This window comes from Segetibacter koreensis DSM 18137 (assembly GCF_000374045.1).
Taxonomy (GTDB): Bacteria; Bacteroidota; Bacteroidia; order Chitinophagales; family Chitinophagaceae; genus Segetibacter; species Segetibacter koreensis.
The window spans coordinates 127652-150931 of sequence record NZ_KB893348.1 but is presented as its reverse complement, the minus strand read 5'-3'; the positions used below and the strand labels follow the sequence as shown (position 1 = coordinate 150931).

The window sequence follows — 23280 nt, the reverse complement described above, 5'->3', positions numbered from 1 at the left end:
TTGCAGAAACCGATAAGTTACCTCCGCTCCTTAAAAAAATCTTTAATCAATTTTGCGCACTCTGCCGCTAAAACCTCTCCTGTTACTTCAGTTTTAGGATGAAAAGGATTTTTGTTACCATAAAAGAATGCATATCCTTGTTTTACATCCCTAGCGCCAAATACAACTCTTTGCAGCTTGCTCCAATATAGTGCGCCTGCACACATGTGACAAGGTTCTATCGTAACATACAAAGTAGCATCGGGTAAATATTTTGCGCCTAAATAACTACACGCTGATGTTATGGCAAGTATTTCAGCATGAGCAGTGGGATCATTCAGCCTTTCAACCTGGTTGTGTCCCCGGGCAATAATCTTATTGTTTATAACTACGACAGTTCCTATGGGTACTTCCCCTTCATAATACGCATCCTGTGCTTCCCTTAACGCCTGCTTCATAAAATACTCGTCATCCTGAATAATCATGTTGTAAAAGTAAATTGTTTCTTGTGCAGAAAAGGAACTATCAAGCTATAACGCAAACAATTTATCTTAGATTTTGTATCGTTAAAGAAGATTTTGACTGATATTTTATAAAATCTTTTTTTCAACCCACCGGTTACACATATGACTTTGCGACAAAAATTTCTGAAAATTACTTATCCTGTTTTAATGAAAGCGGGGGAGTGGTTGGGCATGAAAGCAAAAGTGGAAACACTTAAAAAAGACATTAAGCCAATTACTTCTTTTTATGATTTAAAGGCAATAGCTAATAATGGAGATCAAATAAGTTTTGCAGATTTTAAAGGCAAAAATGTTCTGATCGTAAACACTGCTTCTGATTGCGGGTTCACTTCACAGTATTACGAATTAGAAAAATTGAATGAGCTATATAAAGAGCATTTGATCATTATCGGTTTTCCCTCAAATGATTTTAAAGAACAGGAAAAAGGTACAGATTCGGAAATAGCCGCATTTTGTAAGACAGCATTTGGAATACAATTTTTACTAATGAAAAAAAGCAGTGTTGTAAAAGGAGTGAAGCAAAACGATGTTTACCAATGGTTGACCTGTAAAAATAAAAATGGCTGGAATGACGTTGAACCAGAATGGAATTTTTCTAAATACCTGGTAAATAGACACGGTTTTTTAACTAACTATTTTGGTCCTGCCATATCACCTTTAAGCAATGTTGTAAGAAAAAATTTAGACTGAGAATCACCCCGCTGCATACTTTTTACTGCAGCTCGAGGTAAACAGGGCAGTGGTCGCTGTGTTTTACTTCGGGACAAATCTTTACACTTACAATCCGGTGTTTAAGATTTTCAGTTACATTGATATAATCAATACGCCAGCCTTTGTTTTCAGCTCTCGTTGTGGGTCGCAGTACGTTCCACCATGAATATTGATGCGGCTCCTTATTCAGATGGCGAAAACCATCAATAAAACCATTTTCTAAAAATTTGTCAAACCATGCTCTTTCTTCGGGTAGAAAACCAGTAGTTTTTTTATTTGAAACAGGATTATGAATATCTATTTCTTTGTGAGCAATATTATAATCGCCACAGACCACTAACTTATCGCGGGTCTTCCTCAGCTCATTTAAAAACTCAATAAATTCATCGAGCCATATATATTTATAAGCCTGCCTTACCTCTCCACTCGTACCTGATGGAAAGTAAACACTAATAACTGAAATATCACCAAAATCGGCACGAATAACGCGACCTTCAAAATCACTTTGTTCTATATTGCTGCCATAAACAACGTTATCAGGTTTTATTTTGGTAAGAATGGCAACACCGCTATAACCCTTTTTTTGCGCCAAAAACCAATATGTCTCATAACCCAGCGCCTCTATCTTTTTGATATCTATATCCCCCTTATGCGCCTTTACTTCCTGCAGGCAAATAACATCAGCGGGGTCTGTTGCAAGCCAGTCTATAAAACCTTTTCTTGTTGCGCTTCGAATGCCGTTTACGTTATAAGTGATTATGCGCATAAATGTGCTTATGTATATAGTGCAGGTTAATAAGTAACTAATATCTGTTTCTATTTGATGATAGCAGAAATATGTGCAGGAAAAAACGTTTTTGTTATGAAGTTGAAACTGCAACAACATAGTTGCTTTTATGCATCATATTCTAACACCGGTCTCAACCACCGTTCTACTTCTTCTAATGGCATGTTTTTTCTTTTTGCATAATCCGTTACCTGGTCCTTTTCGATTTTACCAATACCAAAATATTTACTTTCAGGATGAGCAAAATACCAACCGCAGACTGAGGAAGCAGGGTACATTGCCAGGCTTTCTGTTAATTGAATACCGGCAACATTGGTAGCATCTAACAAAGCGAAAAGCTTATATTTTTCAGTATGGTCAGGACATGCTGGATAACCAGGTGCAGGACGAATGCCGACATATTTTTCTTTAATAAAGTCTTCATTTGTCAGATTTTCATCTTTTATGTAGCCCCAAAATTCTGTTCTTGTTTTATGATGCAGTAATTCTGCAAATGCCTCAGCTAATCTGTCAGCAAGTGCTTGTAAAGAAATCTTATTATAATCGTCGTGTTGCTCAGTAAAACGTTTAAGATGAGGCTCAATACCGTCAATTGTTACAGCAAAAGCGCCAATGTAATCTTGTATACCGGTTTCCTTTGGTGCAATAAAATCTGTTAAGGACATATTAGGTTGTCCTTCAGCTTTTTTTACCTGTTGGCGAAGCGATTCAAGTTCTACGACTGTAGAGAGTTCATCGGTTACTGTAATAGTATCCTTACCGTTAGAGTTTGCAGGCCAGAAACCAATTACGCCTTTAGCAGTTAACCACTTTTCTTCTATTATTTTTTTAAGCAATGCCTGAGCATCGTTGTAAAGTTTTGTTGCTTCTGTACCTACTTTTTCATCGGTAAGTATGTTTGGAAATTTTCCATGTAACTCCCACGCAATAAAGAAAGGCTGCCAGTCAATATATTTTGCTATTTCAGCAAGGTCATAATTGATAAAAGATTTTGTTCCGCAAAAAGAAGGTTTAGTGGGAATGTAATTATACCAATTAAGCTTTATTTTATTTTCCACCGCCTGGTTGTACGATAAATACGCTTTGGTCACTTTTTTGTTTCCGAAATCTTCTTTAAGCTTCTTATATTCTCGATTAATATTTGTTATAAAATCATTTTTTTGATCTTTATTTAATAAAGAACCTGCCACAGTTACACTTCGTGAAGCATCGAGCACGTGCACAACTCCTTCTTCATATTCAGGGGCAATTTTTACTGCTGTATGCATTCTGCTTGTGGTTGCACCACCGATCATCAGCGGCAGATGCATTTGTTGTCGTTTCATTTCACGAGCTATGTGCACCATTTCATCTAAAGAAGGAGTGATGAGACCGCTTAATCCAATAATATCTACATTCTCTTTTCTTGCTGTTTCCAAAATTTTATCTGCAGGAACCATTACGCCAAGATCAATAATATCATAACCATTGCAACCCAGAACGACACCCACAATGTTTTTACCTATGTCATGCACATCGCCTTTAACCGTTGCTAATAATATCCTGGCTGCACCGGCTCCTTCTTCATTTACTGTACCAGCGGCCAGGTGTGCCTGCCTTCTTTCTTCCTTCTCCGCCTCAATAAAAGGAAACAGGTAGGCTACACTTTTTTTCATTACCCTTGCACTTTTTACGACCTGTGGTAAAAACATTTTACCACTTCCAAAGAGGTCTCCCACTATGTTCATTCCATCCATTAAAGGACCTTCAATTACGTCAAGTGGTTTCGGATACTTCTGCCTGGCTTCTTCAGTATCTGCTTCTACATAATCTGTTATACCGTTTACAAGAGAATGAGCAAGTCTTTTTTCAACAGGTTCATTTCTCCACGCTTCGTCTTTTACAGTTTCTTTTCCTTTTGCCTTTACAGTTTCTGCAAAATTGATTAATGCTTCTGTTGCCTGGTTATTATCGTTGTTCCGGTTGAGAATAACGTCCTCGCAAAGCTCGCGAAGCTTTGGCTCGATTTCGCTATATACCTGCAACTGACCTGCATTTACAATACCCATATCCATACCCGCTTTTATAGCATAGTATAAAAACACAGCGTGAATAGCCTCGCGCACATGATCATTTCCGCGAAAGGAAAACGATACGTTACTAACCCCACCACTTACTTTTGTAAGAGGCATTTTTTGTTTTATTTCCCTGGTGGCCTCTATAAAGTCAACGGCGTAATTGTTATGCTCTTCTATACCCGTAGCTATTGCAAAAATATTTGGGTCAAATATTATTTCCTGCGGATCGTATCCTACGTGCTCTGTTAATATTCTATAAGCTCTTTCGCATATTTCAACTTTCCTTTGTTTCGTATCGGCCTGCCCTTGTTCATCAAAAGCCATTACTATAACAGAAGCGCCATAATTTCTACAAATAATAGCTTGTTCTATAAACTTTTCTTCGCCTTCTTTCATGCTTATAGAATTCACTATACATTTTCCCTGAACGCATTTTAAACCCGCCTCAATAATTTCGAATTTAGAACTGTCTATCATTACCGGTATCTTTGCAATATCAGGTTCAGCTTGCAGTAGATTTAGAAAAGTTGTCATGGCCAGCTTTCCATCCAGCAATGCGTCATCCATGTTTACGTCAAGTATTTGTGCGCCATTTTCTACTTGTTGCCGGGCTACTGATAATGCTTCTTCGTATTTGTTTTCACGAATGAGACGTGCAAATTTTTTTGATCCTGTTACGTTTGTTCGTTCGCCTACGTTCACAAAATTCGTCTCGGGTCTTACAACTAAAGGTTCAAGACCTGAGAGGCGGAGATATGGTTTAATAGTCATGATTTTCTTTTCTTCTCTTTCACTTATTTTTAAACACTGTGTCCTTCTTACTTTTCTTTGTATGATTAGTTCAGACTTTCCTCTACCACAGGTAATGCCCGGGGTTTAAAAGTTTTTACATAATCGGCGATGTGCTTTATATGATCAGGTGTGGTACCACAACAGCCGCCTACAATGTTCACAAAACCTTCCTGTGCCCATTCAGCAATAATATGAGCAGTCTCATGTGGTTGCTCATCGTATTGGCCAAATGCGTTAGGAAGGCCGGCATTAGGATAGGCTGATGTAAAACATTCTGCAATCTGGCTCAGCTCCTCAATATGCGGACGCATTTGAGTTGCACCAAGGGCACAATTTAAACCGACACTTAAAGGCTTTGCATGACGGATAGAAGTATAGAAAGCTTCAAGAGTCTGACCGCTTAGAGTTCTGCCAGAAGCATCAGTTATTGTTCCACTGATCATAATAGGCAATTCCGGCGATTTATTATCCCGGAAAAACTTTTTTACGGCGTAGATAGCTGCTTTGGCATTTAGGGTATCAAAGATTGTTTCTATCAGCAAGAGATCTACACCTCCATCTACGAGTCCTTTTATTTGTTCAGTATATGCAGTTGCCACTTCATCAAAAGTGACAGCACGAAAACCTGGATTATTTACATCAGGAGAGAGGCTTAACGTTTTATTTAAAGGTCCGATCGCTCCAGCGACCCATGCCCCGCTTCTGCCTTTCCCTTCGTCTGATGCAAGAAATGTTTCAATTGCATTTCTTGCACATTTCGCAGAAGCAACGTTAAGTTCATAAGCAAGGGATTGCATATCGTAATCTGCCTGAGCAATAGTTGTACTGCTAAATGTATTTGTTTCTATTATATCAGCTCCGGCGGCAAGATACTTTCTGTGAATTTCCTCTATAATTTGTGGCTGGGTAAGGCTTAGCAAATCATTGTTCCCTTTTACATCTGTATGCCAATCTTTAAAACGCTCGCCTCGATAATCTGCTTCCTGCAAATTATATTGCTGAATCATTGTACCCATAGCCCCATCTATGATCAGGATCCGTTTTTCAAGCTCTTTTTGAATATTCATTAATTAGTTTTTTTACCACAATTGCAAGTTGATGCAAAGTGGCAGTGACTTCACTTAAAAAATTTGACTAACTAAAAACGATGACATTCTGGGAAAGCTGGCAGAGTGAGTCGTTTATTAGTTCAGTTAAGATAAATTGTAAAATCAGCAGGTTGAACAATAAACAAATCCACCTTCTGAAGTTTTGCAAAAATAGAATAAGAAACCCGCATTGCAAAATCAAGGACTTTACTAGCACATTTAACAATTGTTAACAATTACCATTCATAATGGAAAAAGTCAACGATCGAGCCACGACTTAAAAGATGCGGAACGTTCGGAACTGACAATAGTCTCAAGTTTACTGGGAGGGTTTAATTTTATTAATACCCGTGACTTTGAATACGTAAACATTTCGGTGATTGCTTGAAAACCAATAATAAACTGCCGATTAATTCTGAAGAACTTTTTGGGGTCGAGTAATTCTTCCAACTGGTCCAGGTTATAATCGATCGCGTAGCGTTTATTGTCCTTGGTTACCAAAAAATTAGCCTTGTTTTCGGTATAGAAATATGCTGAGGTGCTTGTCTCAATTGTCTTAATATGCTCACCATATTTTACAACAAAACGTTCTTTATAGCTGGCTGGCTGCAATTGTAGCGCGGAAATCATTCGTTGAAAATTTATCTCAGAAACATAAGATAGGTTATGGTTAATAAATTTATCAATTGCACGGTTGAGCTCTTCTTTTTTTATTGGCTTAAGCAAATAGTCTATGCTGTTTACTTTAAAAGCTTCCAGGGCATATTGATCATAAGCAGTTGTAAAAACAATGGGACTTTTAACTTTTATTTTTTTAAATATTTCAAAGCTCTCGCCATCGGCCAAATGAACATCGAGAAAAATAAGGTCAGGTTGATCGTTTTGTGTAAACCAGTCAATAGCAGATCCAATGCTTACTACAGGAGACAAAATGTTTGCATGTGGTAGTGCTTCCTTTATCATTTTGCGCAGCCGTTGAAAGGCTGCATCTTCATCTTCTATAATTAATATCGTTATCATGTATCAGAAGTAAGTAATGGTATTTTTACTATAAATGATTCGTCCGTCTTTTTAATTGTCACTTCTTCATTCGTCAGCAATTTATAACGCTTTTCAATGTTTTGCAAGCCCATGCCTGCACCTTTTTCAAAAGACCGTTTTGCATTAATGTTATTTTTAACCAGTAGCGATTTTTTACAAATGGCTATTTCTATAACCAAAGGTGTTTCTGATGAGATTGCATTGTGCTTTACCGCATTTTCAGTGAGCATTTGCAAAGTCAGCGGCGCAATCATATACAGCTCTTGTTCTTGTTCTGATACGTTGTTTTTAAATTGAAGGTTGTCACCAAAACGTTTTTTCTGAATAAAAAAGTAATCGTTACTTATTTCAATCTCTTCCTTTAGCGTTATTACATCTTTATCCCGGTAGGTAACAATTTTTCTGTACAGGTCGGAAAGGTGTTCAACATATTCGACAGCTTTTTGTTGATCTTCTTCTATAACCGATATGAGGGTATTAAAACTATTAAACAGAAAATGAGGATTTACCTGGCTTTTTAATGTTTCAAATTGCGATTGAACTTTTTCCTTTTCACTTCTTTCCCAACGCTTTATTCTTTTTACACGTTCTTTTACTAACAGATATAATAGCAGGCCAAGAGCCAATAATACCATCGCAATAAACCACCATTGTAACCACAAAGGCTTTTGGATTAAAAAAGAATAAGAAGCTTCGTAGCTGTCATCGAACTCGTTGCTAATAGATGCTTTTACACGAAATGTATAGTTTCCGGGAGGCAGTTTAGGAATATTTAAACTGTTGTCTTTGGTGTTTATCCATTCTTGGCTTAAACCTTCCAGTTTATATTGATACCTTATTTTGTCGGGATGAGAAAAAGAAATGCCGGTGTAAGAAAAGGTAAGATTATTTTCATCGTAAGAAAAAGTTCTTTTCTGCCCCAGGTCAACGTTGTTTAAAAACACCTGCACGCCCTCTAACACTATTTTTGGCTTCAGCGATTTTTCCGTTGAAAGGTATCTCATAATACCTTTATTGCCTACAATATAAACTTCATCGTTGCCTGCAACGCAATTGAGGTCTGTATTTACCTCTTCAAGGCCCTGGTTTATGTCGAGATAAGAGATACTGTTTGTTGCTGCATTTATTATATTAATACCCTTTTTACTGATTGCTATAATATTGTTTTTAGCATCTGTAGTCAATGCGGTTATCGTGGCATCATTAAGGCCTTGCTCAACAGAGATATTTTCAAAGTTTTTACCATCAAATTTGTATAATCCGTTATTTAATGTACTAAACCAGATACTGCCGTTTTTATCTTCACAAACATTATAAATCACAAGGCTTTTTATGCCATTGCCCTGGTTATAATTTGTAAATATTCCGTGATCATATACTGTGATTCCCCTGCCATCAGTCGCAAACCAAACCCGTTTTTTACTGTCTACCAAAATGCTATAGATATAATTACTGCCAATGCTGCTAACATTTTTAAAGTTTATGAAAGAATAAGGTTGAAAAATGTCTTTATTTTCCTCTCCTAAATTGCAATGCACCGCACCTCCAAGACTGCTTATCCATAGCTCTTCATCTTTTCCGGTTATAGAAAGAACGCTACCATCAACTAATAAGTTATCTTCAGTCAAATGCCTGTTTTTACCTGAAACAGGGTCAATAATAATAATACCCTTGCCCATTGTACCTACCCAAATGTTTCCATATTTATCTTCGTAGAGAGATGTTATATCAGTCTTATCGTCCACGATAGACAGTATATATGATTTTGCTCGCCACTGCTGCTTTAAACTATCAAAATAAAACCTGCGTAATCCTTTATTTACATTTACCCAAATATTGCCAGTTCTATCTTTTAAAATGCTGTGGATTTGGGAATATATCTTTTTATCGAAAGGAATAATGTTTTGCAGTCGTGCGCCATTTGTTTTTATAAGCTGGTTATTACTTGTAAACCAAATATTGCCTTCGTCGTCACAAATGAGGTTATTCGCTTTGGCAAAATTGGTATAAATGTTTTTTACTGCTAAAATTTTATTCATCGACGCATCTGCAAATTCTACTACCACAATTCCTTTATCCTGCGTCGCAATCCACAACTGCCGTCCGGACGTTATGAGGGAGTTTACCTGCCCGAATGACCAGTCTTTTATAAACCCTGAAAAGGTGGAATCAGAAGCTGAAAAACTTGCTATTCCTTTATCCTGCATTCCTATCCAATAACTAGCGGAAGAATTGTTTTCTGCATTATTATTTTTTAAATACAGATACCGCACAATGTTATCTGGTAAGCCATTAGCAGATGTAAAAAAATGAATATCTTTTTCGCTTTTTCCAATATCTATTATATTTAAGCCCCTATCTGTAGAGGCTACAAGATGGCCCTGTTCAATAACCATTTTATATACATAATTGTCACTTAGTCCATCATCAGTATTGCTGTTATAAAACCTTTTATTTTTATAATAGTAAATGCCTTCTCCTGCCGTACTGAAATACTTTCTACCAGAGGTATCTGCTAAAATGGATGTTATTGCAACAGCCGGATGACCTTCTTCGGCATGTAATAGTTCGACTGTCTTATTTTTTAGAAAACCTATTTCACCGCTTTGAAAACCAATCCATACCAATGAATTTTTGTCTTCGGCAATTGCTGTTATTGATTTGTTTTTTATCTGGGTACTAAGAGCAAAGGGGGTAAAACTATGACCATCAAAACGGTACAAGCCATTAGTTGTTCCAGCCAAAAAATAGCCTGAGCTATGTTGTATTAAAGTGAGTATTTTAAGACCAGGCGCATCTGAGCTGATCACGTATGTGGCTGGTATTTGGGCTATACTATTATTCCATAGTAAAAACATTATACAAGAAAATAGTATGTGCTTTAGCAAAACGGGCATAAGTGTCAGCGAGGTTCCAGCTCGCAGTTAACTTTTACATTGATCTCACTGCTTAGTTTATCTTTTACCACTTTTGGAATTGGGATATTATGATCATCGAGCAAAACGGAAAAAGCAGACTCAATATTTATTTTACCGTTTTTGACCGCAACATCACTTTTTATAATTCTCTCCTGGGAAATACCGTGCACTGTAAAATTTCCTTTAGCCCTTATTGTATAGTTACCGTCTTTGGTTAAGTCTACGTCTTCAATAATTTTACCGTTAAAAGTGGCTTCAGGAAATTTGCTGCTTTCTATATAATTTTCGTTGAAATGTTCTTTTTGCAGGCTACTGTTGAAACCGTCGAAACTTTCCATTCGCACTTTAAAAGCAAATAGCTTTTTTTCAATTTCCAGTAATCCTTTTACATCATTGCTGCTTGCCCTGATAGTTTCAAAAGGAGCATCTGACTGAAAAGAAATCTTACCAGATTTAACTGAAAAAATTTTTGCTTCCTGTGCAAACAAAGAGGTAAAACTAAAAAGTAATATAGCGACTACAAATGATCTCTGTTTCAATTGTTTTTTCTATTATTTTACTTGAAAACCTGGTAAAACGGAAAGAGAAAAAAAACTACAAAACGCTAGTGACCTTCTGCTATTTTATATTTTGATTGAGTTTTTTTCTTTCCTATTACAAATACCCGTGAAATATTGAACCCAAAATTGATATCTCCTTTTGACCATTGACTACCTTCTTTTTGTGTTTTGGCAATAAAAGATCTTTCAGTCATTCCTGTCGAATTAGTAAGATGAAGCTGAAAAACATGTCCCCCGGTTTCAATATCAACCCCAAAGGATAAGGAATTGGTGGTTCCTTCAAACTTATAGGCTGGTAAAACATAATAATATTCTCCATTTATACTCACCCGTTTAGATATTTTCTGCCTTCCTCCAATACCTATTGCAATATTATTATTTGGGTCACTTGCCTTTTTTACAATATTGTTATGTATCAATGTAGGCATGATCTGAAGCGAAGTGCTTTCATTAAACTTTCGTGCAATTATCACCTGGAAGCAATAATACATCTTGCGGCTCCAGGGAATGTCTTTTACAGAGAGCGCATGATTGGTTATTAATTCTGATATGATAGCGGCAGTGTCTTTGCGACGCATAACAGAAGCCATCACATCTACAGTTACAGGCATTTTTTTAAACCCCGAAGTTTGTCTTAAAATTTTGTACTTGACAAAACCATCGTACTGTTTTTCGTAAGTACTGCGGCCAAGGCCAAACATAAACCTGTCTGTTAAACCGTAATCTAAGCCTATCCTCATTTTTGCATGATCGAGACCAAACATTTCATAAAAACCATCACTGAATTTATCGAAGCGGTGAGATATTCTAAAATCTAAAATTCCTTTTCCCAATGTTTCTACCGAATGGCCGTTTATAAGACGGGTTGATTTAAATGTTGCAGAAGTGTAATTTGTCCTCATCTTATCCTCCTTACTGCTTTCTTCTTCGAGCATCTTAGAAAGGTCAAGATCCTGGGCAACGATATGACCTGCACAAACAAAAGCAATTATAAGGACAACAAACTTCTTGTACATAAGATTAGGGTTTAAAAAGTTATTCGTACTCGCAGTTGACTGTTATAGCAATAGTGTTAGCAATCTTTTTACCTATCAGCGCCCCTCCAATGTTGTAATCCCTTAGAGCAATATCAAATTTTGATTTCGCAATCACTTTTGGCCCTCTCACTTCAATGGTACCATTTGATGCTATTTCCTTAGTCACTCCATGAATAGTTAAGCTGCCTTTTACCTTTGCCGGGTATACTCCGTCTTTAGAAAGATTTATTTCGCTGATATTAATAATATTTCCTTTAAAATTTGCCTTAGGATATTTGGTACTTTCAAGATATTCTTCGTTAAAATGATCTTCCATTTCCTGGTTTTCAAATTCAAAACCTTTCATTAGCAGCGCAAAAGCAATTTGCCCGTTAGAAGCAAACTTACTTTCCACTTCAGTCGTTCTGGCTTCTATATCTTCTAAAGGCGCACTTGAAAAAAATGATATTTTTCCTGCTTTGGTACTATAAATTTGCTGAGCATTCATGCTACCTACAAATGCTGTAAACGCAATAAGAATTGTGATCCTTTTCATTTTTTATTGATTCAATATTTAATTAATATTCACTAGCTCCTCATTTGGTTTTTTTAAAGACCAGAACTAATAGGTCCGTAAAATGGGAGGCACTAACGAATATATTAAATTAGTCAATAAACAATTAGTCAAAAAAATTATTCATACTCACAATCCACTGTTATAGCAATGGTACTTGCAATTTTTTTACCTATCAGTGCTCCACCAATGTTATAATCTTTTACAGCGACATCAAATTTTGATCTTGCAATTATCTTAGGCCCTTTCACTTGAATTGAACCATCTGCTGTTATATCTTTCGTTACTCCGTGAATAGTCAGTTCGCCTTTTACTTTAGCAGGATAGGTGCCGTCTTTAGAAAAATCAATTTCGCTGATATTTGTGATATTTCCTTTGAAACCAGCCTTTGGATATTTTGAACTTTCCATGTAATCTTCATTAAAATCATCCTCCATCTTTTGATTATCAAACTGAAAACCTTTTATAAGAAGAGTAAAAGCAATCTGTCCGTTTGAAGCAAGCTTACTTTCAACTTCACTTGTTTTAGCTTCTATATCCTGCAACGGGGCGCTCGAGAAGAAAGAGATGTTTCCTGATTTTGCACTATAGATTTTCTGTGCATCTACGCTGAAAAATGATGATACAAATACCAGCATAATCATTATTGATTTCATATAGATTTATTGAAATATTAATTAATTTAATTATCAGGCGCTCCTCTGTTTACCCATGCTGTTATTTTCATAATATCGCAATCTGAGAGTTTACTTCCGCCGTAAGGCATTGGTACTGCTCCGGGCAAGTGATTTATTGCCTTTAACAATTTTCCATTAGCAATCATTTGTTGCAGTACCGAAAATTTATCCAACTGATGGAACCCACCATTTGTAGCATACTTGTCTGCACTATGGCATATATAACAGTTTTGTTGAAGAATGCTTGTGACATCAGACCGGTAAGAAATAATGCCTGTCGTGTCACAATCATTATGTGGTATTATTAGATCTGCTTTACTATTATAACAACCGGAAAAAATAATTGAAAAGGCCATTATTAAAAACACGAAGTATGGCGTTACAAGTTTCTTCATTATAAACCTGATTTAATTTATTATTTATTTACAACCACAGCTTCTCTTAACCGCACATCAGACAACATGCCACTGCAAATACCTTTTATAATAATAGTGCTGCCTGTAGTTACATTCACTGGCTTTTCTTTTAGCGTACAAAAAACACCTGTAAATGCATCATCAGAAGAAAGTGTTATTGTAGAGTTACCCTCCTGGTTGTTTTTAATATCTGCAACCACCCCGGTAACCTGTATAGCTTTGTCAAGGTATTTTTTGTTTGCCTCTGCTTCATTTGCCTGGTAGTCTTTTACCAATTGTGCGGAAGTAACTTCTATTCCTTTTTCGTTCTCAACTTTGCGTTGTGGTTTGTTCCACATAACATAGGCAACAGTGAAACTGCCTGCAATAAAAAGTATGAGAATAATAATGATAAGTCTAACCTTATTATTCATAATTATAAGATTTCATTAAACAAATTACGTGTGTAAATAATGATAAGCTTTATTAGTGTTGCTGAGTAAGGAAAAAGAAGAATTTAACAGGAATAAGGAATGCTAAAAGATTACTTGACATACTGTCCGACAGGCAGACGATTGCTTAAACTTCGCGCAAGTGTCATCTCATCTGCATACTCAAGTTCTCCGCCAAAGGCTATGCCACGAGCAATAGTCGTGATTTTGCATTGCGATTGCTGCATCTTTTTCTGAATGTAGTAAATAGTAGTGTCACCCTGTATATTAGGATTGAGCGCAAAAATGAGTTCTTCAGTATCTTCTTTCTGAATGCGCTGAATGAGCGGTTCAATACTAAGCTGGTCAGGACCAATGCCATCTAGTGGAGAAATAACACCACCAAGCACATGATAAGTACCATTGTATTGTTCCGTGCTTTCGATTGCGATGACATCGCGAATGTTTTCTACAACACAGATAAGATGTTGATTTCGCATTCTGTTGGCACATATGGAGCAAATGTCAGCATCAGAGATATTAGAGCAACGCTGACAAAATTTAATATCCTTGCGCATCCTGGAAATGATTTCACCGAATTGCACAACTTCTCCGACATCCTGCTTTAGTAGATGCAAAACTAAACGCAGAGCTGTTTTTTTACCAATGCCCGGCAGCTTCGAAAATTCATTCACCGCATTTTCTAATAAAGAAGAGGGAAGTTGCATTTTGCAAAAATAATAATGCCTTTTGACAGATTAGCTAACAACAGACAGATTAGATGCGTTTTGAAAGTTAAAGTTGAGCCCTGATTAAACATACTAACAGGGTAAACGCTACATTGATCTTTTATTAAAAAGTTCCACCTGGTAAAGAGATAAACTAAAAGTAAACTTTAAAAAAGTTTGAAACGGCACATAACCTTATTATAATATTTACTTTTGCGCTTATGGGTCAAAAAAAATTGCAACGCTTCGCTGAAATAAAGAACTTTTCAAATGTTCTTGAGTATCCCGCCGGGATGAAAGGGCAATGGAAAAACTTCTTTAAAAATTCTAACCCTATTACCCTCGAACTTGCGTGCGGCAAAGGCGAATATGCTGTTGGTCTTGGAAGAATACATGGCGATAGAAATTTTATAGGTTTAGATATAAAAGGAAACAGGCTTTGGGTAGGTGCAAAAAAAGCGCTTGACGAAGGGTTGACAAACATTGCATTTATACGTACTCAAATTGAAAAAATAAACGACTATTTTGCCGAAGGCGAAGTAAGTGAAATATGGATAACTTTCCCTGACCCGCAGCTTCGGATTAGTAAGGCCAAAAAACGATTAACACATCCCAGGTTTCTGCGGTTATACCAGGCAATAGTGGGAAGTAATGGCGTTATTAATTTAAAAACAGATAGTCCTGATCTCTACCAATTTACCAAACAAGTCATCAATTTATTTGAACTTGATTTGTTAGAAGATTTTGAGGATATTAATGCGAAAAACGAAATAGGGGATGACCTGAAAATTAAAACGCATTACGAAAAGCTTGATATTGCCAGAAGTAACCGCATTCACTATCTTAAATTTTGTCTTAATAAACCTTTACCTGTTCACGCCGACGAGCAATTAAAACAATTACTAATTGAAGAAGAAATTGATTGAAGGTGATGATTTTTATTATAATGAAAAGGGGTTTATAGTTTTCAAAGAAAAATATCATTTAGAGAGAGGGCATTGTTGTGGCAATGGCTGCCGCTATTGCCCTTACCACTATGAAAATGTGCCTCAGCCAAAAAGAAGTGAACTTTTATTAAAGCAACAAGAAATAAACTTAAATAACATTAATTAAATTATTACCTTCTTTCAGTTTATAACTTTTGCCCTTCCAGATAAAATCCCCTGAAACCTCTTTAGGAAGATTAATTTCAATATTCCATTTTCCGTCATTATTTCTGTAATCTACTTTTATTTTCCCTTTTGGATGAGGCATTTCGCCTGTCACATTCTTAAGCGACCCAAGATGTGGCTCTATTTTTACTTTGGCAAATCCTGGTGCATCAGTGTCAATTCCCAGTACCGTTCTAAAAAATTCTATATTCGGACTTGAACCCCAGGCATGGCAATCAGACCTTGTAGTACTTATGTCCGATGTTTCTGCCCACGTTGTCATTCCCATATTTATGTTTTCTTTCCATATATCCAACCAGTTTAAATAGTCATTTCCTAATCCTGCCTTTACTAGCGCCTGGTGCACATAGTATTTAAAGTAGATAGAAGCAGGGGTAAGAGTAGTATCTGACAATATTTTCTTTCCTATAGCAGCGGCCTCATTCTTAGTTGTTATTCCTGCAAGTATTGCCAATGAATTAGTATGCTGAGAAAATTTGTCTTTTTCTTCCCTGTCTGCAAATAAGTGGCGGTTAGCATCCCAATATTTTCTTTGTACTGATTTTGCCAGTTGAGCTGCCCTTGCTCTATATATAGCTGCATATTCTTTCATTCCCATTTTTGCTTCCATTTCGGCAGCAAGTTTATATGTCCATAATAACTGGATATCTAAAATAGCAGATTCTCCATTTTTACCAATCGGAGCCATTCCTCTCGGCCAGCCTTTTATACCATATACCCAGTCAGAAAAATTCCAGTAAGGAACGTCTTTTAATGAACCATCTGACTGCTGGTAATGGTTGAAGAAATTTAAAACCTGCCGCTCTCCGGGTAACTTGTCAGCAATAAAAGTACTGTCTGGACCATACATCCAGTAATCGTGCAACATCCCAATCCACCACAGCGAAAAAGTCGGTATCTGTTGATCAAGGTCTGTTGGATAACGGCTAAGTGTGATCCCCTCTGCAATTCGTGAATGGTCCATTAAATTTATAGCGTTTCTTACCAACCTGTCATCCCCGCTATTGTATAAAGAAATCAACGCCTGGATACGTGCATCACCAATATACTGCAATTGCTCATAGTAAGGGCAGTCCATATAGGTTTCAAAAGCGCACAAACGAGCTGTTCGCCACCCAATGTCAAGCATTTGATTATAAAGAGGATTTCCTGTTTCAAACCGTGCATTGTTTTTAAATGGATAACCTGTAAAAGTGCCATAGAGATCTTCAATAACCAAAGGTTGGTCTTTCGTCTGGATGTGAAGCTGAATATAACGGTAGGTTCGCCACCAAAGCGACGTAAATACCTGGCCATTACTTCCATCAGAAATAATACTGTCTTTTTTACCTATAAATATTTTTCCTTCCGTTTCATTGCGGTTTCCTTTTGGCAATAAAGGCAAAGAACCATTCAGATCTCTACCATTTGGAATGTATAAGCCTTCGGTATAACCTACAGAAATACCAGCATTATTGCCTTTGCTAAAAATAAGTGTAGGATACGCATTGGTAAGAAATGCCTGGTCTAGTAAAAGAGTGGCACTGCTATTTGCCGGAACAGTTATTTGCTTTTTGCCTGATAAGAAGCCCGAATCAACAGAAACGCCCTCAGCCTTAGCAACTCTTACCAAGCGTTGTTGAGTCATTTCTGTCTGAGGAAGGGGAGAAGGAACAAGCATCCAGCCTCGCGAATCAATTGCAGCATTTTTCGTTAGCCCGTTAAAAAGTATTCTTGATTTTACCCACCCGGAATCATTATAGATACTCTTTTCCCATCCTCTTATATTACTATTCATATTAACAAATTGCCCGGGGCCGGCTACATAGTAACCCGGCACTCTTACAGGTAAGGGTAAATAGCTGCTGTCACGAATACTTTTCCAACTTGTATCTGTATTTAATATTTCTTCTGCGGCTGTATTTCCCTGTAGGATAAATGCTGTCATGTAAGATATCTGACCCTCAGGCTTTAGTTTTCCCTCGTTCCAAACCAAAGCTGCCACTGTGTTTTTTCCCTGTTGCAGGTATGGAGCTAAATCAACCGTCTCAAAATTCCAGAAATAAAGGTCTCCACGCGCCGGTCCCTGCGAAACCAATTTTTCGTTTACATAATAATTTATAACGATTATCTCCTGAGATATGCACTATAAAAGAAGAAGGTTTTGAAGCAAGATTTATATTCTTTCGAAATTTATAAACGCCATAATCTTTAAGTGAGGGATCAGACATGGTGGCCCAGGGATTATCTGATGCACCCGGACCAGTAATCCAGAATGCTTTCCATGGATTTTTTAAAATAGATGGTGCAATGGATTGAGCGAAAATTAAATTACAAGAAAAAAGAAGAATTATTAATACGAAGAGATAAGGCAGCTTTTTATTATTTATCATTTTTACTTTAATTAATTTTTCTTTTATCATTATTAATATTTCTGAAAGCAATATAAAGCTTTTACATAATATCGAAAGTATCAATTAAAATGAAAAACCTTCTTTTACATGAGCCGGTGTATGAGAATATGTGGGACTCAAACCGAGGTGGCTTTAGTTTTGTGTGAACATATCTTTCTAAATAAAAATCTCATTTTCATCATCATCTTCAATTAATACGATATGAACAACCAGCAATTAAAACGTTTTCTATACGGAAAAACAGTTGTTATAACCGGAGCTTCCAGTGGCATTGGGCATGCGGCAGCAATTGCATTTGCTGAATGTGGAGCAAACCTCGTATTGGCAGCGCGTCGTGAAGATGTTTTGGAAACTGTAGCTGCTGAATGCGAAGCATTAGGGGTAAAAACGATTGCAGTTAAGACCGACGTTACTAATGCTGAGGATATGAAACATCTCGCTGATACTGCAGCAGCATTTGGAAATACAATTGATGTGTGGATTAATAACGCTGGCATTGGCTGTGTTGGAGAATTTACGGAGACACCTGTTTCATCGCACCAACGTGTAATTGAAACGAACCTTTTGGGCTATATTCACGGCGCGCATGCTGCTTTGCCATATTTTAAACGACAGGGATACGGGGTGCTTATAAATACCAATTCTTTAGGTGCCTGGATTGCTCAACCTTATTCAGTTGCTTATGCTGCAAGTAAGTTTGGTTTACGTGGTTTTTCTGAAGCCCTTCGCGGAGAGTTAATCAAATTTCCCGGCATTTACGTTTGCGATATTTTTCCGGGATTTATTGATACCCCGGGTTTTCAGCACGGCGCCAATTATGTAGGTCGCAAAATTAAACCTATTCCGCCTGTTTATGATGCCAGACGGGTTGCCCATGCAATGGTGTCACTAGCAGTGCGCCCCAAAGAAGCAGTAAATGTTGGAGCATCTGCTGTTTTTTTTCGTATCATAAATTCTTTGTTTCCCACCGTTACGCAAAGGGTGCTTTTTACCCTTATGAGTTCTTATTTTAAAAGGGCTAAACCTGTTCCCGTCTCTGATGGTGCTCTATTTAGCTCAGATAATACTGATACAGGTATAGATGGTGGTTGGACTTCACCTCATAATACTCGAAATATTGTTATAACAACTGCAGCGCTGGCGGCCGGAGTAGGAGTTGGTTATTATCTATTAAGAAAAAAAGGAAAAAGAAAAAAAACGGTTGTTTGATCGTTAGCAAAAAATGATGTTTTAAAAATACTCGACATTCTAGTTTGAGGCTCACATATTTTTTATAATTCTTTCTGAAAAAGATATGCGTCTTTTATTTCTTTTCTCCTATTAACAACCATTTATATTATAAATGGGCTAATTTTAATAGCCGGAATTGATAATTCGTCTATAAAGAATTGCAAGATGAAAGAATTAAAAGACATTATAACAGCGTATGATAAAGCGACTGCGGAAGGCAAACAGACAGCTTTGGCAACTGTTGTTCATTTGCAAGGTTCTGCATATAGAAGACCGGGAGCCAGAATGCTTGTGACTGAAGATGGAAAGCTTACAGGAGCAATAAGTGGCGGTTGCCTTGAAGGAGATGCATTACGGAAAGCGCAAATGGTAATGATTCAACAAAAACCAATGCTTGTAACGTATGATACTACCGATGATGACGATGCAAAACTCGGGGTAGGTTTAGGATGCAATGGTATCATTTCTATTTTAATTGAACCTGTGAATCCAAGTGACCCCAATAATTCCATTGAGCTATTAAAAACGTTTGTATCTAAACGGCAGACAGCAGTACTTGTAACATTATTCTCGCTTCACAAAAAAGCAACACAGCCGGGCACATGTATGCTCTTGACTGAAGACGAAAAAATAAAAAATACCCTAAGTGAAGAATCATTGAAAATAAACTTATCTGAAGATGCACGGCAGGTACTAACAAATCGCACTTCAATAGTAAAATCTTATAATGAAGAAAACCTATTAACAGGTTTCATAGAACTTCTCGAGCCTGCTGTTTCACTTGTTATTTTTGGAGCAGGAAACGACAGTATACCCTTAGTTCAGATGGCTAATGTGTTAGGGTGGGAAACAACCGTTGCAGATGGGCGTCCCAACTATGCAACAAGGGAGCGTTTTCCATCAGCTAACCGTATTATAGTTTCAAAGCCTGAAAACGCTTTAACCCAAATAAATTTTGATGCCCGAACAGTTACGGCTCTCATGACCCACAATTATAATTACGATATCTCGATCTTAAAACAATTATTACCGCTGCGATCAGTATATCTGGGTGTGTTGGGGCCGAAAAAGAAACTCGACCGAATGCTTGACGAATTGAAAGAACAAGGAATGAATGTAGACAAAGAAAGCCTGCAAAATATCTTTGGGCCTGCAGGTTTAGATATCGGGGCAGAGACTTCAGAAGAAATTGCTTTATCCATCATTTCAGAAATACAAGCAATACTTACTAAACGAACTGGGTTTTCATTAAGGGATAAGGAAGAAAGTATCCACCCAAGGCATACACAACAAATTGTTCAGGCAGTTCTTTAATGTTTGGCAATTTTAATACCCCTTGCAATGTTTAACGTATTCAAATATTTATAGTGTGTTTGAATGTTTAATTAATTATAATGACAGGGATAATAATACTTGCTGCAGGATCATCTTCGAGGTTAGGTCACCCAAAACAAAAAATAGTTTACAACGGTAGAACTTTATTACAACAAACTGTTGAGACGGCTATACATTCTAAATGTAACCCTGTTATTGTTATATTAGGTGCCGATGCTGAAAAAATACATCCGGATATAGAAAAAGAAGAGATTTTCGTGTATCACAATCCCGATTGGGAGCAAGGCATGTCTTCTTCGATACAGATAGGAATAACAATGCTGAAAAAAATAGCTCCACACGTTTCAGATGCTATTCTCATGGTTAGCGACCAGCCGTTTGTAGATACTGCTTTGCTTAATGATTTAATAAACAAAAAGGCAGCAATCGGCAAAGAAATTATTGCCTGCTCTTATTCTAATACCTTAGGTGTTCCAGCCTTGTTTAATAAGAAATTTTTTCCGGAATTATTACTACTGAAAGGGCAGGAGGGAGCTAAGAAATTATTAATAAAACATAAAGAATCAGTTGCAGCCATTCCGTTCCCTTTAGGCAGTATTGATATAGATACAGTGAAAGACTACCAATCTTTGATAAATACAGAAAGTAAACATCAAAAGAAATAAGTTTTAAAAGATTTCTTCTAATGTTTACAAAATTGGTTTTATTCTTTAGTTTATTTTTCCTCTACGATTTTTACTCCCCATGGTTCTATTTGTAACTGCTCATTTATTTTTACCTGCTTTTTGCCTAATAATTCTGTCCCATCCTTAAAGGGATATTCTGCAGTTTTCATATCGTCAGAATAATTTAAAATATAATGCACTGTTTTGCCTTGACCATTTACACCTGAACGAACAATTATTGGATATGTTAGCTTCTGAGCAGGAGAGCTAATACCTGCTTGCATAACGGCATTTTGCATTACTGCACTCATCAGTTCTTTGCTTAAGACAGTACCTATATATGTAAGTGAACCTTTGCCATAATTGTTATTAGTTATTGCAGGATATTTACCCCAGTGCTTGTCGTTATAATATGCAAGAGGTTTAGCTGTTTCGGGTATAATAAATTCTGCCCAATCCTTTACTTTGTTTTTATCTGTTCCTACTTTAAATGGATCATCTTTTAACCCTGTTTCATCAATATTTGCAAATTCCTGGTAATAGAAGCCACAGGCCTTACGCAATGGGCCGGGTGCTAATTGTGCACGCACCGCTGAGTTCTCGTTGGCGAATCCACTTTTCATTGCCATTACCACGTGTCCTCCATTTTTCACATAATCACTTATTCTCTCCAAAAGAGAATCGCTTGCTATGTAAAGAGGAGGAATAACCAACATACTGTATTTGCTGAAATCGTCTTTGTCAAGAATTATATCAGATTCTATATTCTGTTTGTAAAGCGCTTCGTGCATAGGTTTCAACCATTGGTCCATATAGCCATTAAAAGAAAACCACGGATGCGAGCCGGTTTGATTAGAATATTTCATAAACTCAATGCCATAATAAGAATCCTGGCTGAAAAGGATCGCAACTTTATTTGTTTTCTTTAAGTTAACCAGATGAGTTCCGATTTCTTTCAATTCTTTAGCCGTTTGGCTTACCTCTTTATAAGTTCTATTAGGTTGTAAGTCATGGCTTAACACGCCTTTCCAATAGGTCTCCTGGCCATTGTGAATCGAGTGCCAGTGCCAGTACTCCACCATATTAGCGCCGGAAGCTAAGTGAGCAAAGACATTCATACGTAGTTGACCATCATAAGGAGGTTTTTGAAATTGGGAAGACCAGCTAGTAGTTTGTGCATTCGTTTCTGTGATGAGGTAATTACTCTTTTTGATACCTCTGAAATAATCTCCAGCAAAAGCAATTTCAACACCGGTTAAATCATTTTCCTGCGGATGATATACATTTACTGCCATTACATCCATATATTTTGCTGTTGCAGGATGATCGATATCTTGAATTGCAGGCATGAAACATTGTGTTACAAATTGTTCAGGTCTTTTATATTCACGAACTATCTGGGACTGCCAGGTTAAAAAATTCGCCACAATTTGTCTTTTATAACGCTCCCATTCCAACAAATAGGAGGGATTCGTTGCACCATCGCGGGTAGGAAACTCTTCCCATGAATTTATATTCATTCCCCAATAGTTCAGGCCCCATACTTTATTCAAAGTATCTAAAGATTTGAACTTATTTTTTACATAATTTACAAATCCAACAAAAGCATCATAATTGTTTACATTCCGAGATGTTGTTTCATTATCAACCTGGTAACCAATAATGGCAGGATGTTTCGCATAGTGTTGCATCATTTTACGAATAATACGTTCACTATAAAATAAAAAAGTAGGATTGGTTATATCCATGTTTTGACGAATACCATAATACGCCTGCCCACCTCCCGGATATTTAAGTAAGACTTCGGGATGTTTATGTGCCAGCCATGCAGGAATGGAATACGTAGGTGTTCCAAGGATCACTTTAATACCAGCCTGATGCATTTTATCTAAAATTCGATCCATCCATTCAAATTCAAATTTCCCTTCCTGCGGTTCAAAAAGACTCCATGTAGATTCTCCCACACGTACTACGTTTATATTAGCATCCTTCATCATTTTAATGTCGGTCTCTAACCTGTCTGACGGCATGTATTCATGGTAATATGCTACGCCATACAATACATTATCAAACTTAACCTGGGAGTATCCGTTTAGACAAAATGATATTACGAGAATAAAAAAAATAAAAGCTTTTCTAATCATTTTATACCTTTTCCATTTAAACTTGTTTTAATAAAAAAACAGGCTGCCGATAAGGGCAGCCTG

At 36.9% G+C, this 23280-nt stretch carries 22 protein-coding genes; 6 read left to right on the top strand and 16 right to left on the bottom strand.

The genetic code is table 11. The annotated features are described in order from the left end of the window. Positions 1–17: 17 nt before the first annotated feature. Positions 18–464 (bottom strand): nucleoside deaminase, encoded by a 447-nt coding sequence (locus B154_RS0120060; protein WP_018616127.1) that lies wholly within the window; start codon positions 462–464, stop codon positions 18–20. Positions 465–605: 141 nt separating this feature from the next. Between B154_RS0120060 and B154_RS0120055 the strand changes: the two genes are divergently transcribed. Continuing rightward, positions 606–1193, top strand: a complete 588-nt coding sequence (locus tag B154_RS0120055) for a glutathione peroxidase (RefSeq protein ID WP_018616125.1) — start codon at positions 606–608, stop codon at positions 1191–1193. A 22-nt stretch (positions 1194–1215) separates the two neighbouring features. On the opposite strand, the gene B154_RS0120050 is transcribed toward B154_RS0120055, so the two are convergent. The 12 genes from B154_RS0120050 to recR all read right to left on the bottom strand — a co-directional run bounded on the left by B154_RS0120050 (position 1216) and on the right by recR (position 14278). Further along, the gene (locus B154_RS0120050) at positions 1216–1980 is read right to left on the bottom strand and encodes an exodeoxyribonuclease III (protein WP_018616124.1); all 765 of its coding nucleotides are present in this window, start codon (positions 1978–1980) and stop codon (positions 1216–1218) included. Positions 1981–2108: 128 nt separating this feature from the next. Beyond that, positions 2109–4856, bottom strand: a complete 2748-nt coding sequence (metH, locus tag B154_RS0120045) for a methionine synthase (protein ID WP_281166888.1) — start codon at positions 4854–4856, stop codon at positions 2109–2111. 38 nt (positions 4857–4894) lie between these two features. Continuing rightward, complete coding sequence (locus B154_RS31940; protein WP_018616122.1) at positions 4895–5917, bottom strand: homocysteine S-methyltransferase family protein; 1023 nt, start codon at positions 5915–5917, stop codon at positions 4895–4897. 279 nt (positions 5918–6196) lie between these two features. Further along, a complete protein-coding gene (locus B154_RS0120030) occupies positions 6197–6958 on the bottom strand; it encodes a LytR/AlgR family response regulator transcription factor (protein ID WP_018616121.1) in 762 nt (253 codons plus the stop codon). After that, complete coding sequence (locus B154_RS30920) at positions 6955–9837, bottom strand: sensor histidine kinase (protein WP_051084326.1); 2883 nt, start codon at positions 9835–9837, stop codon at positions 6955–6957. Before B154_RS30920 ends, B154_RS0120030 begins: the two co-directional genes overlap by 4 nt. 44 nt (positions 9838–9881) lie before the next feature. After that, positions 9882–10436, bottom strand: coding sequence for a YceI family protein (locus B154_RS0120020; RefSeq protein ID WP_018616118.1), 555 nt, complete (start codon positions 10434–10436; stop codon positions 9882–9884). Between the two features lie 65 nt (positions 10437–10501). Beyond that, positions 10502–11473, bottom strand: coding sequence for a DUF5777 family beta-barrel protein (locus B154_RS0120015; protein ID WP_018616117.1), 972 nt, complete (start codon positions 11471–11473; stop codon positions 10502–10504). Between the two features lie 19 nt (positions 11474–11492). After that, a complete protein-coding gene (locus tag B154_RS0120010) occupies positions 11493–12029 on the bottom strand; it encodes a YceI family protein (RefSeq protein WP_018616116.1) in 537 nt (178 codons plus the stop codon). A gap of 137 nt (positions 12030–12166) precedes the next feature. After that, a complete protein-coding gene (locus tag B154_RS0120005) occupies positions 12167–12703 on the bottom strand; it encodes a YceI family protein (protein WP_018616114.1) in 537 nt (178 codons plus the stop codon). A gap of 26 nt (positions 12704–12729) precedes the next feature. Further along, positions 12730–13119, bottom strand: a complete 390-nt coding sequence (locus tag B154_RS0120000) for a hypothetical protein (protein WP_018616113.1) — start codon at positions 13117–13119, stop codon at positions 12730–12732. Positions 13120–13139: 20 nt separating this feature from the next. Further along, positions 13140–13553, bottom strand: a complete 414-nt coding sequence (locus tag B154_RS0119995) for an OB-fold protein (protein WP_018616111.1) — start codon at positions 13551–13553, stop codon at positions 13140–13142. A 110-nt stretch (positions 13554–13663) separates the two neighbouring features. Continuing rightward, positions 13664–14278, bottom strand: coding sequence for a recombination mediator RecR (recR, locus tag B154_RS0119990; RefSeq protein WP_018616109.1), 615 nt, complete (start codon positions 14276–14278; stop codon positions 13664–13666). 221 nt (positions 14279–14499) lie between these two features. Here recR and trmB point away from each other — a divergent pair, with 221 nt between their 5' ends. After that, positions 14500–15204, top strand: coding sequence for a tRNA (guanosine(46)-N7)-methyltransferase TrmB (trmB, locus tag B154_RS0119985; RefSeq protein ID WP_018616107.1), 705 nt, complete (start codon positions 14500–14502; stop codon positions 15202–15204). Further along, the gene (locus B154_RS0119980) at positions 15185–15391 is read left to right on the top strand and encodes a C1orf53 family protein (RefSeq protein WP_033412086.1); all 207 of its coding nucleotides are present in this window, start codon (positions 15185–15187) and stop codon (positions 15389–15391) included. Before trmB ends, B154_RS0119980 begins: the two co-directional genes overlap by 20 nt. Here B154_RS0119980 and B154_RS30290 read toward each other — a convergent pair. Together B154_RS30290 and B154_RS33155 are read right to left on the bottom strand one after the other, a co-directional pair. Continuing rightward, positions 15374–17527 carry an alpha-L-rhamnosidase-related protein gene (locus B154_RS30290; protein WP_211217521.1) on the bottom strand — a complete coding sequence of 718 codons (2154 nt, stop codon included), beginning with the start codon at positions 17525–17527 and terminating at the stop codon, positions 15374–15376. The two genes, B154_RS0119980 and B154_RS30290, sit on opposite strands and share 18 nt — an antisense overlap. Then, positions 17478–17852 (bottom strand): hypothetical protein, encoded by a 375-nt coding sequence (locus B154_RS33155; RefSeq protein ID WP_211217520.1) that lies wholly within the window; start codon positions 17850–17852, stop codon positions 17478–17480. The genes B154_RS30290 and B154_RS33155 overlap by 50 nt, the downstream gene beginning before the upstream one ends. A gap of 192 nt (positions 17853–18044) precedes the next feature. Between B154_RS33155 and B154_RS0119970 the strand changes: the two genes are divergently transcribed. The 3 genes from B154_RS0119970 (at position 18045) to B154_RS0119960 (ending at position 21073) form a co-directional block, all read left to right on the top strand. Then, the gene (locus tag B154_RS0119970) at positions 18045–19052 is read left to right on the top strand and encodes an SDR family oxidoreductase (RefSeq protein WP_018616105.1); all 1008 of its coding nucleotides are present in this window, start codon (positions 18045–18047) and stop codon (positions 19050–19052) included. 186 nt (positions 19053–19238) lie between these two features. Continuing rightward, a complete protein-coding gene (locus B154_RS0119965) occupies positions 19239–20387 on the top strand; it encodes an XdhC family protein (RefSeq protein WP_018616104.1) in 1149 nt (382 codons plus the stop codon). A gap of 80 nt (positions 20388–20467) precedes the next feature. Beyond that, positions 20468–21073 (top strand): nucleotidyltransferase family protein, encoded by a 606-nt coding sequence (locus tag B154_RS0119960; RefSeq protein ID WP_018616103.1) that lies wholly within the window; start codon positions 20468–20470, stop codon positions 21071–21073. A 50-nt stretch (positions 21074–21123) separates the two neighbouring features. On the opposite strand, the gene B154_RS0119955 is transcribed toward B154_RS0119960, so the two are convergent. Continuing rightward, positions 21124–23217 (bottom strand): beta-galactosidase, encoded by a 2094-nt coding sequence (locus tag B154_RS0119955; protein ID WP_018616102.1) that lies wholly within the window; start codon positions 23215–23217, stop codon positions 21124–21126. Positions 23218–23280: the final 63 nt, after the last annotated feature.